Source organism: Kribbella sp. NBC_01484 (assembly GCF_036227145.1).
GTDB lineage: Bacteria > Actinomycetota > Actinomycetes > Propionibacteriales > Kribbellaceae > Kribbella.
Genome location: NZ_CP109437.1, coordinates 5,830,758 through 5,846,056, shown reverse-complemented (window position 1 = coordinate 5,846,056; position 15,299 = coordinate 5,830,758). Strand labels below are relative to the sequence as shown.

Annotated in this window: 12 protein-coding genes; 8 read left to right on the top strand and 4 right to left on the bottom strand. The window is 69.4% G+C overall.

Annotated features, from left to right (window positions below; translation table 11 throughout):
• Positions 1-2 precede the first annotated feature (2 nt).
• From OG555_RS28615 to OG555_RS28580, 8 genes are all read left to right on the top strand, one after another.
• Complete coding sequence (locus tag OG555_RS28615; protein ID WP_329475643.1) at positions 3-2,165, top strand: bi-domain-containing oxidoreductase; 2,163 nt, start codon at positions 3-5, stop codon at positions 2,163-2,165.
• Positions 2,162-4,138, top strand: a complete 1,977-nt coding sequence (locus OG555_RS28610; protein WP_329475642.1) for a heparinase II/III family protein — start codon at positions 2,162-2,164, stop codon at positions 4,136-4,138. Before OG555_RS28615 ends, OG555_RS28610 begins: the two co-directional genes overlap by 4 nt.
• A gap of 89 nt (positions 4,139-4,227) precedes the next feature.
• Entirely contained in the window at positions 4,228-5,445 is a 1,218-nt protein-coding gene (locus OG555_RS28605; protein WP_329475641.1) for a Wzz/FepE/Etk N-terminal domain-containing protein, read from the top strand.
• Positions 5,442-7,073 (top strand): hypothetical protein, encoded by a 1,632-nt coding sequence (locus OG555_RS28600; protein ID WP_329475640.1) that lies wholly within the window; start codon positions 5,442-5,444, stop codon positions 7,071-7,073. The genes OG555_RS28605 and OG555_RS28600 overlap by 4 nt, the downstream gene beginning before the upstream one ends.
• Positions 7,070-8,299 (top strand): O-antigen ligase family protein, encoded by a 1,230-nt coding sequence (locus OG555_RS28595; protein WP_329475639.1) that lies wholly within the window; start codon positions 7,070-7,072, stop codon positions 8,297-8,299. The genes OG555_RS28600 and OG555_RS28595 overlap by 4 nt, the downstream gene beginning before the upstream one ends.
• Positions 8,296-9,510 carry a glycosyltransferase gene (locus OG555_RS28590; protein ID WP_329475638.1) on the top strand — a complete coding sequence of 405 codons (1,215 nt, stop codon included), beginning with the start codon at positions 8,296-8,298 and terminating at the stop codon, positions 9,508-9,510. The genes OG555_RS28595 and OG555_RS28590 overlap by 4 nt, the downstream gene beginning before the upstream one ends.
• Before the next feature lie 31 nt (positions 9,511-9,541).
• Complete coding sequence (locus OG555_RS28585; RefSeq protein WP_329475637.1) at positions 9,542-11,167, top strand: right-handed parallel beta-helix repeat-containing protein; 1,626 nt, start codon at positions 9,542-9,544, stop codon at positions 11,165-11,167.
• 6 nt (positions 11,168-11,173) lie between these two features.
• Positions 11,174-11,545: a hypothetical protein gene (locus OG555_RS28580; RefSeq protein ID WP_329475636.1), complete on the top strand. Its 372-nt coding sequence runs from the start codon at positions 11,174-11,176 to the stop codon at positions 11,543-11,545.
• Positions 11,546-11,578: 33 nt separating this feature from the next.
• On the opposite strand, the gene OG555_RS28575 is transcribed toward OG555_RS28580, so the two are convergent.
• The 4 genes from OG555_RS28575 to OG555_RS28560 all read right to left on the bottom strand — a co-directional run bounded on the left by OG555_RS28575 (position 11,579) and on the right by OG555_RS28560 (position 15,166).
• A complete protein-coding gene (locus tag OG555_RS28575; RefSeq protein WP_329475635.1) occupies positions 11,579-12,178 on the bottom strand; it encodes an RNA polymerase sigma factor in 600 nt (199 codons plus the stop codon).
• Positions 12,179-12,267: 89 nt separating this feature from the next.
• Positions 12,268-13,794 (bottom strand): sugar transferase, encoded by a 1,527-nt coding sequence (locus tag OG555_RS28570; protein ID WP_329475634.1) that lies wholly within the window; start codon positions 13,792-13,794, stop codon positions 12,268-12,270.
• Between the two features lie 272 nt (positions 13,795-14,066).
• Complete coding sequence (pspAA, locus tag OG555_RS28565) at positions 14,067-14,342, bottom strand: PspA-associated protein PspAA (RefSeq protein ID WP_328521989.1); 276 nt, start codon at positions 14,340-14,342, stop codon at positions 14,067-14,069.
• Positions 14,339-15,166: a PspA/IM30 family protein gene (locus OG555_RS28560; RefSeq protein WP_328521990.1), complete on the bottom strand. Its 828-nt coding sequence runs from the start codon at positions 15,164-15,166 to the stop codon at positions 14,339-14,341. Before OG555_RS28560 ends, pspAA begins: the two co-directional genes overlap by 4 nt.
• Positions 15,167-15,299: the final 133 nt, after the last annotated feature.

Genomic DNA, 15,299 nt, shown 5'->3' with positions numbered 1-15,299 from the left:
ACATGAAGCAGGTTGCACAGAACTACAAGTCCGGTGAGCTGGCGGTCCTGGACGTGCCTCCGCCCACCTGTGCGCCCGGTGGCGTGCTGATCCGTTCGCTGTACTCGTTGATCTCGACCGGCACCGAGCTGATGAAGGTCGGCGAGGCGAAGCTGTCGCTGGTCGGCAAGGCGAAAGCGCGTCCGGACCAGGTGCGGAAGGTGCTCGACTCGGTCGCCCAGCAGGGCGCGGTCAACACCTACAAGAAGGTGATGAACAAACTCGACTCCTACACACCGCTGGGCTACTCGCTGTGTGGTGTGGTCGTCGAGGTCGGCGCCGGTGCCGAAGAGTTCAGCGTCGGGCAGCTGGTCGCTGCCGCGGGCAACGAGTTCGCGCTGCACGCGGAGTACAACTGGGTGCCGGTCAACCTGTGCGTGCCGGTGCCGGACGGAGTGCCGCCGGAGCAGGCGGCCTTCTCGACGGTCGGTGCGATCGCGATGCAGGGCGTGCGGCAGGCGGAGGTGCAGCTCGGCGAGACCGCGGTCGTGATCGGGCTCGGCCTGGTCGGTCAGCTCGTGGTGCGGCTGCTGGTCGCGGCCGGCGTACGCGTCTTCGGCATCGACACGGTCGAGGACCGCTGCCGGATGGCGGAGAAGGCCGGCGCGTTGCACTGCTCGTCCGCGGACGAGGCCGGGGTCGCAACGCTGGAACGGGCCTTGCTCGAGGCCTCGAACGGCCTCGGCGCGGACCGCATCCTGCTGGCCGCCGGCGGCCACTCGAACGGCCCGGTCGAGACCGCCGCCCGGCTGGCCCGCGACCGCGCTCGCGTGGTCGACATCGGCAAGACCAAGCTCGACCTGCCGTGGAACGCCTACTACGACAAGGAACTCGACGTCCGCTTCTCGCGCTCCTACGGCCCCGGCCGGTACGACGACCGCTACGAGCTCGAGGGCATCGACTACCCGGCCGGCTACGTTCGCTGGACCGAACGCCGCAACCTGGAATGCTTCATCGACCTGATCGCCCGCGAACAGATCGACGTCGGGTCCCTGGTGGCCAGCGTGTTCCCGATCGCCGACGCGACCGAGGTCTACCAGCAACTCAGCTCAGGCACCCTCCCCGGAGTCGGCTTCCTGTTCGAGTACCCGGAGGTTACCCAGCAGGAGGCCGCGCCGCAGACGACGCGGGTTTCGCGACCGTCCGCTCCGACCACCGGCTCCGTCCGACTCGGATTCATCGGCGCGGGGAACTACGCGTCGAGCATGTTGTTGCCGCACCTGCAGAAGGATGAGGATGCGGTGCTGGCTCATGTGGCGACGAACAAGTCGTTGTCGGCGGCCAACGCGCAACGGAGGTTCGGGTTCGAGACGATCTCGACCGACGCGGATGCGGTGCTGACGGACCGCAGCCTGGACGCGGTGTTCGTGGTGACCCGGCACAGTAGTCACGCCGACCTCGCCTGCCGCGCGCTGGAGAGCGGGAAGGCCGTCTTCGTCGAGAAGCCGCTGGCCCTGACCACCGAGGACGTGGACCGGATCGTCGCCACGGTTGATGCCACCGGCAACGACCGGCTGATGGTCGGATTCAACCGGCGGTTCGCCCCGCTGCTGACCGACCTGCGGGACCGCTTCGGCACCCCCGGCGGCAACTCGTCGCTGCGCTACCTGGTGAACGCGGGCCGGCTCGACCCGTCCAGCTGGTACCTCGACCAGGACAAGGAAGGCAGCCGCTTCGGCGGTGAGGGCGGCCACTTCATCGACACCCTCAGCTGGTGGCTCAACAGCCCGCCCACCGAGGTGTTCGCGGTACCCGGTCCCGACGCCGGCGACGTCGTCGTCACGCTGCGGTTCGCGAACGGCTCGGTCGGCACGATCAGCTACGTCGGCGGCGGCAACGCGCGCTTCCCGAAGGAGACGCTGGACATCACCGGCGGCGGCCGCAACGGCCGGCTGGACAACTTCCAGAGCGCCTCGGTGTGGATCGGCCGGAAGCCGGCGACGCGCAAGACCCGCGGCACCGACAAGGGCCAGCGGATCGAGCTCGAACACTTCGTCGCCGCGGTCAAGGCCGGCGGCCCGATGCCAATCTCGTTCGACTCGCTGATCGCCACCACCCGCGCGACCATCGCGGTCGACCGCAGCCTCGCCAGCGGCCGCCCGGAGCCCATTCAAGGGACCCAATGAGCCGTCAGCCCCTGGGTTGGTACGTCCGCCGCCTGCGCCGGATGTCCGCCACCGAGCTGATCTGGCGCACCCGCGACCATGCACGCCGTACTGCCTGGGCCTACCAACAGATCCGGCCCGGGCAGGACACGGAGGTTCACCTCCCGCTGCGCAAGGAGCCGACCTTCGGTACGACGCTCCCGCCGCACACCGCGTGCGCCGTACCGGAGGAGGCCCGCAAGGCGGTGATCACCACGGCCGACGCGATCATGGCCGGCAAGCTCGAGGTGCTCGGCGCCGACCGGACCGACCTGCGCTCGCCGGACTGGTTCCGCGACCCGACCACGGGCCGGCGATCGGACCCGGCGCAGTACGTGTTCCGGCTCAACCACCGCAACGAGGAAGTGGTCGGGAACGTCAAGCAGGTGTGGGAGCTGTCCCGCCACCACCACCTGACCCAGCTCGCCGCGGCCTGGTACCTGACTCACGACGACACGTATGCCGAACGCGTCGCCGATCACCTGAACGACTGGTGGCGGTCGAACCCGTTCCTGTCCGGCGTCCATTGGGCCAGCGGGATCGAGATCGGCCTCCGGCTGATCAGCTGGACCTGGATCCGCCGGCTGCTGAACGACTGGCCCGACGTCACCGACCTGTTCGAGCACAACGAACTCGCTCTCCGGCAGATCTACTGGCACCAGCGCTACCTCGCCGCGTTCGAGAGCCGTGGCTCGTCGGCGAACAACCACGTGATCGCCGAGGCCGCCGGGCAGCTCGTCGGCGCCTGCGCGTTCCCCTGGTTCAGCAAGAGCGCGCGCTGGCGGGCCGACGCGGCAGCCCTGCTGGAGAAGGAACTCGACGCCAACACGTTCCCGTCCGGTGTGAACCGCGAGCTCGCGACCGACTACCACCGCTTCGTCTCCGAGCTCGGCCTCTACGCCGCTCTCGAGGCGGACATGGCCGGTCATCCGCTCAGCCCCCGCACCTGGGCTCTGCTCACGCGCACCGTCGACGTCGCCGCGGCGATCGTCGACGACACGCTGCGACCACCTCGGCAGGGCGATGACGACGAGGGCATGGTGCTCGTCCTCGATCCACCGGATGTCCACCACTGGTCAGCGTTCCTGTCGCTCGGCGGCGCCGTCGTCGGCCGAGCACCCTGGTGGCCGAAGACTCCGGTCACGGCGACCGCGGTCATCGTCGGCTCCTTGGTCAACGGCAAGCAATCAGATCGTCCGGCCGAGCGGCCGGCACACTTCGGGGACGCCGGACTGACGATCCTGCGCAGCCGCACCAGTGTCGACGGAGCCGGCGGCCCGGAGATCTGGTGCCGCGCCGACGCCGGCCCGCACGGCTTCCTGTCCATCGCGGCCCACGCGCACTGCGACGCGCTGTCCCTCGAGGTCCGGGTCGGCGGCGTCGACATCCTGGCCGACCCTGGCACGTACTGCTACCACGGCGAGGAAGCCTGGCGGAACTACTTCCGCTCGACCATCGCCCACAACACCGTCGAGGTCGCCGGCACCGAGCAGTCCACCTGGGGTGGCCCGTTCCTCTGGCTGCGCGGGGCAACAGGCCGGGTACGCCGGTACGCCGTCGAGGGCGACGTGGTCACCTGGGACGCCGATCACGACGGCTACCGAGCCGGCGAATCACCGGTCACTCACCGGCGGACCGCCGTACTGGATCATGGCGTGCTGCGGGTCGAGGACCACCTGGATGCGGCGTCCGACGTACGGATGGCGTGGCACCTGGGTCCGGAGGTATCCGTCGAGCTGGACGGAGCCAGCGGCCGGCTGGAGTGGCCCACGGGTTCGGCGATCGTCGAGTTGCCGGCCGGACTGAGCTGGACCGCGCACCGCGGCGGCGACGATCCGTTGCTGGGCTGGTACTCCCCGCGATTCGGCCACAAGGTCCCGATCACCACTCTGGTCGGTTCGGGCACCCTCGCTGCGGACGCCCCGGCGACCAGCACCTTCCGATTCCGGTCCTGACCGGACTCCACTGCCTCCGCGCTGTATCAGGCGCGGATCACCGCCCTCTATTACTCCGAAGTCATGGTGACGTTCGACTGGAGGGGACTGTGAGCGCACAGCAGCTCGACGTCAAGAAGTCCTGGCAGGCCATCCGCCGCCAGCGACTGGTGGTCGCCGCGGTGGCCGCTGTCGGCCTGCTCGGCGGGGTCGCCTACGGCGTCCTGGAACCGCCGCTGCACACGGCGACGTCGCTGGTGGTACTGCCACCACCGCCGGCGACCGACGCGGAGAAGGAAGCCGGCACGCAGAGCATCGCGACCCAGGTCTACATCGCCGAGAGCGAGCCGGTGCTGCGGAGCGCCGGCCAGAACCTCGCGCCGGCGCTGGGTGTGAAGACGGTCCGCGACCGGGTCAATGTCACCGCGGTCACGACGGACGTGATCAGGATCGATGCCAAGGGAACCTCCGCGCAGCAGGCGATGCGGCTGTCCAACGCCGTCGCCCAGATCTACCTGGTGTTCGTCACCACGGACCAGAAGCTGCCCGGTGACCTCGGGAAGAAAACGGGAGCCCGGATGCTCGAGGAAGCGACCACCGCCCGTGGCGGGAACATGTTGGTCCATCTCGGCATCTTCGGCCTGCTCGGCGCGTTGCTGGGTGCCGCGGCCGGATCGATCGCTGTGCTGGCCAGGGCCCGCGGTGACCGCCGGCTCCGGCTGCGCGACGAGGTCGCCGACGCGGTCGGGCTGCCGGTGCTGGCCTCCGTCTCGTCGTACCGGGCCACGGACGTGTCGGACTGGGCCTATCTGTTCGAGCACTACTCCCCGACCGCCGTCGACGCCTGGAGCCTGCGCAAGACGTTGCACAACCTGGGCCTGGACGTGAAGGGTGGGCCGCCGGCCTCGCTGACCGTCATCTCGTTCAGCGAGGACGACAAGGCCCGTCCACTCGGTCCGCAGCTCGCCGCGTTCGCCAACTCGATCGGGATCAGTACGTCGATCGTGCTCGACAACCACCAGGAGCAACCGTCCGGATCCGTTGCCCTGGACATCCATCTGGTCGTGGTCGACAAGGACGCCCCGAACTTGGACGGCGCAGAACCCACCACCAGTACGATCGTCGCCCTGTCGGCCGGCACCGTGACGGCCGAGGAGCTCGCCCGGCTGGCCGTGGCCGCGGCTGCCGACGACCGCACGATCGACGGCCTGGTCGTCACCGATCCCGATCCGTCCGACCGGACGATCGGCCGGGTCTCGCAGGCGCAGCGGCGCGCGGGCTCCCGACTGCCCACGCTGCTGACCGGATCTGCGAGGCGGCCGCGATGAGCAACCAACCGTACTCCGATCCCCCAGCCGGCTCGACCACCTGGTTCGACGACGACGACGGCCTGTTCGCCGACGAGACGACGACCTCGTTTCCGCCGGACGCCCTGGTCACCTACCGGTTCCTCCGCGACGCCATCCGGCGGCACTGGCGGATCTGGCTGGTACTGGCGATCATCGGTCTGGCCGGCGGGATCACGACGGCCGTCGCCCTGCCAACGGCTAGCGTCTCGTCCGCCCGGCTGCTGCTGACCCACCGGGACGGCGAGGATCCGACCAAGGCGATGGCCACCGACGCCAGCCTGGCCACCACCCGCACCGTGGCCGAGCGGACGATCGAATTCCTGAAGCTGCCGGAGACACCGGACGACCTGCTCAAGGAGTACACGGTCGCGCCACTGACCGACCGGGTCCTGGAGATCAAGGTCAGCGCGAAGACCAGCGAGGATGCCACCAAGCTGGCCACGGCCCTGGCGCAGACGTACCTGATCTTCCGCAAGGAGCAGATCGCGCTCCAGGGGGCGCCACTCAGCCGCGATTATGTCACCGCCCAGAACGAGGAGACCACAGCGGAACAGGCTGTGGTGGCGGCGGGTGGCAACCCGAACAGTCCGGAGCAGCCGCAGACCCCGGAGATGATCAGGCTCGGCGCCGCCCGGGACAAGGCGACGTACGTCCGGCAGCAATTGCTCGACGAGCAGGTCGCGGCGTCCAAGATGAACAGCAGCCGGATGCTCGACCAGGCCGCGCCGGTCCTCGTGTCGGCGAAGCGGACGCTGGCAATCAAGGCCATGACCGGCCTGATGGCAGGTCTCTTCATCGGGCTGGGCTTCGTGGTGGTCCGCGCGCTCGTGTCCGACCGCGCGTGGAAACGGCAGGACATCGCCCGCTCGCTCGGCGCCCGGGTCCGGCTCAGCACCGGTCGGCCGCCGCGCTGGCGCCTGTGGCCGTTCCCGAAGCGGCTGCGCGCCTCGCAGCAGCAGAACCCCGAGATCAAGCTGATGGTGCAGCACCTGGACCAGCGGATCATCTGGACGAAGCGGCCGACTCCGGCGCTGGCCGTGGTCAGCGTCGACGACGTCAAGGCGTGTGCGCTGGCCGTGGCGTCGCTGGCCGTGTCGTACTCCACCGAGGGCAGGCACGTGCTGGCCGCCGACCTCACCGGGACCGGTCTGCTCGCCGCGACGCTCGGCGTCAAGACGCCCGGCACGCACGAGTCGCAGTTCAGCGAGCCGGGCAAGCGGCTCGACGTCTTCCTGCCGGACCCGGTCAACGGACCGGCCGAGGGCTGCTACCTGCGGCTGGGTGACAACAACCGCTCGGGCGGTACGAACGACATCGCCCTGGATGCCGCGTGGGACGTCGCCGACGTGGTCCTCACCCTCGCTACCCTGACGCCGGCCCTCGGCGCCGAGCATCTGGGCAGCTGGGCTTCCCGGGCGGCCGTCGTGGTCACGGCGGGACGGTCGACGACGGCCAAGATCCAGGCGACCGGCGAGATGCTGCGGCTCGCGGGCCTGCAGATCGACACCGCCGTCGTACTGCGGGCCGACCGGACCGACGAGGGCGTCGGGATCGCGGAGCTGGAGTCCTCGACCAGGACCGCTGATATCGAGATGTTCGAGCGATGAGCACCGAGGTCGCCGGCCCGAAGCTCGGTGCCGCGGTCGGCCGCCGGCCCGTCGCGCCGGAGCGGCGCCGCCGGCGGCGGGTGCAGCTGGTCTGGGCTCTGCTGGTGCTGAACGTGATGACGTTCTTCCCCGGCGCGCCGCACATCATTCCGATCCCGGGCTCCGTCGGCAAGCTGATCGCCCAGTCGTCGCTGGTCGTCGCCCTGATGGTGGTGCTGACCGTGAACCGGCCGGCCCGGATCCGGCCCAGCGTCTACATGTTCCTGGCCGGCCTGCTGGCGGCCGAGGCCCTGCTGGCGAGCATCCGGGCCGAGTTCCTGTTCGGCGCGCTGTTCCGGACCAGTCGCCTGTTCCTGTTCGTGCTCGTGCTCTGGCTGCTCACTCCGTGGTGGACCCGGCGCGACCTGCTGCTGGTGCGCACCCATCTGCTGGTCCTGTGGTGCATCGTCGGCTCGGTCGCGCTCGGGTTGCTGGTCGCACCCGGTCTCGCGCTCACCGACGATCGGCTCGGCGGCGTCCTGTGGCCCATCCCGCCGACCCAGGTCGGCCACTACTCCGCGGTCGCGATCGGCCTGACGGCCGTGCTGTGGATGGCCGGACTGTTGCGTCGTTCGGTGGCACTCGCCAGTGTCCTGGTGACGACGCCGATCCTGTTGCTGACCCATACCCGGACGGCGCTGATCGCCATGCTGGCCGGTGTGGTGATCGCCGGGCTGAGTCTGTTCACCGCGCGCACGCGGGTCCGCCGGGCGTTCGCGATCGGCGTCGTCGTGTTCTCGGTCGGCGCGCTCACCCTCAGCTCGGTGGTGACCACCTGGCTGGCCCGTGGGCAGGATACCGCCGAACTCGGCGCCCTGACCGGCCGCAAAATGGTGTGGGACGCGATCCTCGAGCAGCCGCGCTCGACGTTCGAGACCTTCTTCGGGTTCGGGCTGTCCAACAAGTCCTTCAACGGCCTGCCGATCGACAGCAACTGGCTGGGCACGTACTACGACGTCGGCCTGCTCGGGGTCGGCATCACCATCGTCCTCGTCCTGTTCGTGCTGGTCGCGGCCTGGTTCCAGCCCCAAGGCCCGCGCCGCGCGCTGGCGCTCTTCCTGGTCGCCTACTGCGTCGTCGCCTCGTTCACCGAGAGCGGGCTCAGCGAGGCGTCGCCGTACCTTCTCGAGCTCACACTGGCCGCGTCGCTGGTGTACTCGTGGACTCCGCGTGAGGGAGCACGATGAAGATCCTGCTGGTGCACAACAGGTACCGCTCGACGGCGCCCAGCGGCGAGAACCGGGTGGTCGATCAGGAGCTCGCGGCGCTGGCCGCGGCCGGCCAGGACGTCGAACTGTTCGAGCGCCGCAGCGACGAGATCGAGGACTGGCCGGCCTGGAAGAAGGCCACCTTGCCGGCCCGCGTGGTCTGGAACCCGGCCGCGAAACGCGATCTGGGCGAGACGCTGCAGCGATTCCGCCCGGACGTGGTCCACGTGCACAACACGTTCCCGGTCCTGAGTCCGTCCGTGCTCTACGCCTGCCGGGACGCGGGCGTTCCCGTCGTGATCTCCCTGCACAACTACAAGCTGCTCTGTGCCAGCGGCGACTTCTTCCGCGACGGCGCCGTCTGTCACAACTGTGCCGGCGGCAATCCGCTCCCCGGTGTGCGGCACCGCTGCTACCGCGGGTCCACGCTGGCGACCGCGAGCACGGTGCTGAACACCCGCAGCCACCGGCGGAGCTGGCGCGACCTGGTCTCGGCGTTCGTGTTCATCTCCGAGTCGCAGCGCAGGTTGCTGGCCGGACTGCGCTTCGACCCGGACCGCAGCTTCGTCCGCTACAACTACGTGCCGTACGACGGCCGGGTCGGCCGCCCCGGCGACGGACGCAAGCAGCGACAGGTCGCATATGTCGGCCGGCTCGACGCGGCGAAGGGCGCGCCCCTGCTGATGAAGGGCTGGGACGCGTACCGCGCGATCGCGGGTGACGACGCGCTGCGGCTGGTCATCGCCGGTGGCGGCCCGATGCTGGACGAGGTGACCGCGTGGGCGGCCTCGCGGCCATCGGTCGAGCTGCGCGGCCTGCTGAGCAAACCGGAGGTCTTCGAGCTGCTCGGCGAGTCCCGCGGGGTCGTCCTGCCGTCGGAGTGGGAGGAGACGTTCGGGCTGGTCGTGGTCGAGGCGATGGCGGTCGGCGTACCGCCGCTGGCGTCCGCCCACGGTTCCTTCCCCGAGCTCGTCACCGACGGGGTCGACGGCGCGCTGTTCGATCCCGGCCGCCCCGACGACCTGGGGAAGCTCCTGCTCGATGTCGACACCGACCCCGACCGGTACGACGTCCTCGGCCGCAACGCGCGGGCGACGTATGAGGCCAAGCACGACCCCGGACACGCCATCGGGCAACTGCTCGACATCTACCGGTTCGCCATCGACCAGTCAGCCACACCGCTTCATTAGCCCACAGCACGTGCCCCCCGAAGGAAGAGCCATGGAACAGCGCGACCCGTCCCCGCCGGTCTCCGGCCGAGGAACCGCGTGGTACCGCAACCGGCGGACGGTGATCGTCGCCGGAGTGGCCGTGCTCGCGGTCGTCGCCGGCGCCGGTGTCTATGTCGCGAACCGGCCGTCCTCGACGGGGGCGGCGTCCTCCGGCCCTGCCGCGACGTCCACCACGGCGAACGTCGTGGCGCCGAAAACCCCGCCGGCCAGGATCTGCGGGAACGTCAAGGCGCTGTCCGGCCCGGCCACCGCACCCGTGGGCGCCGTCGTCGTCAGCGCCACGCAGAACCTGCACGACGTCACCGAGGCCAGCCCGGCCGGCACCACGTTCTACCTGGAGGCCGGCAAGCACACGCTGGGCTCGGGCGCGTTCTCCCAGGTCATCCCCAAGCAGGGGAACGTCTACATCGGTGCGCCCGGGGCGGTGCTGGACGGCGGCCGGAAGAACCGCTACGCCTTCACCGGCTATGCCACCGACGTGGTGATCAAGAACCTCACCATCCAGAACTTCGGAGCGCGCCGGACGAACAATGACGAAGGCGCGGTGAACCACGACGCTGCCGCGCAGTGGACGGTGGAGGCCAACACGATCCGGGAGAACGCCGGCGCCGGGGTGATGATCGGTGACCACAACGTTGTCCGCGGCAACTGTCTGAGGGACAACGGCCAGTACGGCTTCAGCGCCTACAACCCCGGCAAGGTCACCAGCATCGTGGTCGAGCACAACGAGATCGCCGGGAACAACACCGACGACTGGGAGAAAGTGAAGTCGGGCTGCGGCTGCACCGGCGGCGGCAAGTTCTGGGAGGTCACCGGGGCGATCGTGCGGTCCAACTGGATCCACGACAACCACAGCGCGGGGCTGTGGGCGGACACCAACAACACCAGCTTCGCCATCGAGGGCAACTACATCTCCGGCAACCTGGCCGAGGGCATCGTCTACGAGACCAGCTACAACGCCTCGATCCGCGGCAACACGTTCGTCCGCAACGGTCTCGGCAAGGGTCCGCAGAACGGCGGGTTCCCGACCCCGGCGCTGTACGTCTCCGAGTCCGGGGCCGACAAGCGCGTGGCCGGAATGTTCAACCAGTCCTTCGAGATCAGCGGCAACGTCTTCACCGACAACTGGGCCGGGGTGATCCTCTGGGAGAACGCGGACCGGTTCTCCGGCTCACCGGCCAACACCAGCACGGGTTCGGGCACTCTGGTGAACACGAAGGTCGTCACCGCCAAGACCTGCAACGCGGCCAACATCCGCAACCAGCCGTACCTGGGCGACTGCCGGTGGAAGACCCAGAACGTCCGCGTGCACGACAACGTGTTCAGCCTCGACCCGGACAACATCGGCAAGTCCTGTGCGTCGCGCAGCGGCTGTGGCTACAACGGGTTGTTCTCCAACTGGGGTACGTTCCCGACCTGGTCGCCGTACCAGAAGGCCGCCGTGCAGGACGCCATCACCTACCACCAGGGCAACCGCTTCTTCAGCAACACCTACGCCGGGCCGTGGAACTTCGTCGTGCACGGCCAGGGCACGCGCGTGAACTGGGCCTCGTGGCAGGGAGCGCCGTACGGGCAGGACGGCGACAGCGTGATCAAGGTGACCGAGGAGCGTTGAGCGGCGATGATCGGGCCTCCTGAGCGTGCCGCGGGCGAGCAGATCGCACTGCTCCGCTCGGTCGGCTATGCCGCCTTCGGGCGGCACGAGCGGGATCTCGACGTCCTCGACCTGATCTTCGACAGCATCATCGACGCCCCTGGTTCCGAAGACATCCGGCGGCTGCGGTTCGCCGGCCACGGCATCACCCTGGACGTCGACGTGCACGGTCAGGCCGATCTGACCATCGAGCTGCGGGTCTCCCCGTCCGGTCCGGTCGCGGTCGAGTCCCGCGGCGGCGAGGCCGAAGGCCCGACCGCCGCGCGGCTGGTCAGCTTCCTGCTCCGCTGGCCGGGCAGCACACAACGACCGGTCCGGACCGCCTGGATCATGCTCTGATCAGGCGGTCCGGACCGGACACAGAATGCTGTTTCAGGAGGCAAGCAGCAGTCTGAGTTTCTCGAGGCAGCGGCCGCGGATCGGGCCGATGCTGCCGATCGGGATACCGATCGTGGCGGAGATCTCCGCGTACGGCGCAGGCGGGTCGGCCATCAGCATGCCGAGCAGCTGCTGCCACCGATCCGGCAGGCTTTCCAGTGCCCGCCGTACGTCGTGCGCCCGCTCGCCGGCGAGCAGCTCGGCATCCAGGTCGGGCTGGTCGCCCGGCTGTCCCTCGAACGCGGACGACTCGTAGGTGAGCAGGACACGCTTGCGGAATGCCAGCACCCGCAGGCATTCCCGGCGGGTCGTGACGACCAGCCACGCGCCGACCCGCTCGGGGTCGACGCGGTGAATGTGCTCGAGCAACCGCAGCCAGACCATCTGCGACACGTCGGCAGCGTCGCTGTCGCTGAGCCGGAAGCTGCGGGTGACGGCCCAGACGAGCCGCGCATAGTGATCGACCAGCCGGCTCCACGCGCCCTGGTCCCCGGACGCGGCCTGGATCACCAGGGTCGCGGCTTCGGACCGGACGGAGGTGTCCTCGGTCGTTGCCTGATCAGTACCGGATTCGGCACTGAGGTGTTGCGTCATGAATTCCCCCCTCGGGAATGCACCGCTGTGAGTCGTCCCCCGACGTGGTGCTTGGATGTCGCGCCGGCCGGCAGAAGGCCGGAGCGAGGTCAGTAAGCGCCGTCGCTACCGAGGACGGCGCGGGCGGTCTTCCACAAGATCAGCAGGTCCAGCGCGATCGACCAGTTGTCGGCGTAGCGCAGGTCGAGCCGCATGGACTCCTCCCACGTCAGGTCGCTGCGTCCACTGACCTGCCACAGACCGGTCAGGCCCGGCTTCACGAGCATCCGGCGCGCGTCGTCGATCGCGTACTGCGCGACCTCGGCGGGCAACGGCGGCCGTGGGCCGACCAGTGACATGTCGCCACGGAGCACGTTCACCAGTTGCGGCAGCTCGTCGATCGAGAACCGGCGCAGATACTTGCCGACCTTGGTCACGCGCGGATCGTCGCGGAGCTTGAACAGCACCCCGTTGCCCTCGTTCAGCACGGCCAGCTCGGCCTTGCGGGCCTCCGCGTCGGCCACCATCGTGCGGAACTTCAGCATCGAGAACTGCTCTCCGCCACGACCCACCCGGGTCTGCCGGAACAGCACCGGTCCACGGCTGGTCAGCTTGATCAGGACCGCGGTGACGAGCAGGATCGGCGCGATCGCCAGCAGCAGCAGGCAGCCGACCACCCGGTCGAAGATGCTCTTCAGCAGGTGCGGCCCGCCGGAGACCGACGGCCGCTCCAGGTGCAGCAGCGACAGGCCGGCCACCGGGCGGATCGAGATCCGCGGACCGGCGACCTCGACGATCCCCGGCGAGACGATCAGTTCGACCCCGCGCTGCTCGAGCGCCCAGGACAGCTTGCGCAGCGTGTAGCCGGCCAGCTCCGGATCCGCGGCCACCGCGACGACGTCCACGTCGTACTTGTCGACCGCGGCCAGGATGTCCATCTCGGTCCGGCCCAGGAGTTCGAGCTCCGGCTCCGCGAAGGCGTCGCCGCGCGGCAGGCAGCTCGCCACCACGACGTAGCCGTCGGCCGGCCGCTCCTCCAGGTGCCGCCGCAGCGTACTCACCTGATCGTTGCGTCCGACAACGAGCACCCGGCGCATGCACCGGCCGGCGAACCGCCGCCAGGAGATGCTGCGGTGCAGCACCCAGCGTCCGGTCATCGCCGCCAGGCACGTCATCGGCACCGCCAGGACGACGAATCCACGCGCGACCTCGCTCTTGGTCGCGTACGACGTGATCGCGACCACGGCGGTCAGCGCCACCGCGGCGCGGATGATCGAGCGGAACTCTTCCGGCCCGGTGCCGAAGTAGCGGGTCTCATAACCCCGCTGCAGCGCCACACAGGCCAGCCAGGCGATCGGCAACAAGGCCCCGACCAGGAAGTAGCCGACGTTGATCTGGGCCCCGAACCTGGCCACCAGCGCCAGCGAGCCCCCGATCACGCCGGCACCCAGGTCAGCGGCGAGCGCGGCCCGCCGGTATCTCCCCACCCAGCGTGCCTCGGTGAACCGGGCCGATTGCGGCACGATCGCCGGGACCTCGTCCGGAACCACCCAGACCGGCCGACGACGCTCCCCCGACGACGCCGGCCGCAGCTCAGCTGGTTCGGCCAACCCCTCCGACATGACAAATTCAGTCACGCACAGTCACCCCCCACAGGTGAAAAGCGATGCCCGTGACCAACCCACACCCCGTCACGGACCTCGATGAACGCCGCCCCCACAACGACGTGAAGCAGACAGTACTACGAGGATGCCCCGTACAACAGCACTAGTAGGGAGTGTTTACCCCGGCGCAACCCAACTAACAGGCAGAGACCCCCGAGGCCGCGATGCGGGCCTCGGGGGTCTCGAATGACTTGACTACCAGTAGTGATCAGCCGCCGGGTCGGGGACGGAGATCGGGGTGTGGCTCAGCCGGCGATCAGGCCGTCGCCGCTGATCAGCTCGCGCATCTCGGCCAGCGAGCTGTCGCCGGGCGGCAGGATCGCGTCGGAGTCGTGCAGCTCGTCGTCCGGCACCCTGGCACCGGAGCGGACGAACTCCAGCAGCGCGGCGAACGCGGTCTGGAAGGCCGCCTCGTCGCCGGCGGAGACCGCCTTCTCCAGGTCGCCGTCGACCGCGTTCAGCGCGTCGAGCTTCTCGTCGGCGAGGCGGTACTGACCTTCACCCATGATGCGAACGATCATCGAACGTCTCCGTCCTGAGGTCGCACCGGCTCGGCGGCCGGCTGCTGCACTGGCTGCTGGGTCTGGGCGGACTGCGGCGCCGCGGCACCCTCGGCCTCACCGGAGAGCTCCTTCGGCGCACTGCCGCCGGACAGCTGGGCCTTCATCGCGGCCAGCTCGTTCTCCACGTCGGAGCCGGACGACATCCGGTCCAGCTCCAGGGTGATGTTGTCCTTGACCGTACCGCTCGCGTCGTCGAGCGCGCCGGAGGCGAGCAGCTCGTCGATCGCGCCGGCCCGGGCCTGCATCTGCTGGGTCTTGTCCTCGGCCCGCTGGACCGCCAGGCCGACGTCGCTCATCTCCTCGGAGATGCCGGAGAAGGCCTCGTTGATGCGGGTCTGCGCCTCGGCCGCGGTGTAGGTGGCCTTGATGGTCTCCTTGCGGGTCCGGAACGACTCGACCTTGGCCTGCAGCCGCTGGGAGGCCAGCGTCAGCTTCTCCTCCTCGCCCTGCAACTGGGCGTGCTGGGTCTGCAGATCGTCGATCTGGCCCTGCAGCCCGGACTTGCGGGTCAGGGCCTCCCGGGCCAGGTCCTCACGGCCCATCGAGAGCGCCTTCTGGGCCTGCTCCTGCAGCTTCGCCGACTGGGACTGCAGCTGGGACGCCTGCAACTCGACCCGCTTACGGCTGGTGGCCACGTCGGCCACGCCCCGCCGTACCTTCTGCAGCAGCTCCAGCTGCTTCTGATACGAGTAGTCAAGGGTTTCGCGAGGATCCTCGGCCTTGTCCAGGGCGGAGTTCGCCTTGGCCTTGAAGATCGTCGACATCCGCTTGAAGATGCTCATCGATATCCGTACCCCTTCTGTGCCGGCGTGACGACCCGGCGTGCCTTATCCACCCTATGTCCCCACGGGTCACCACACCATCAGGACCGGCCCCGATAAAGTAGTGCCTAGGTCCGGGGACCACCCCGAGTCG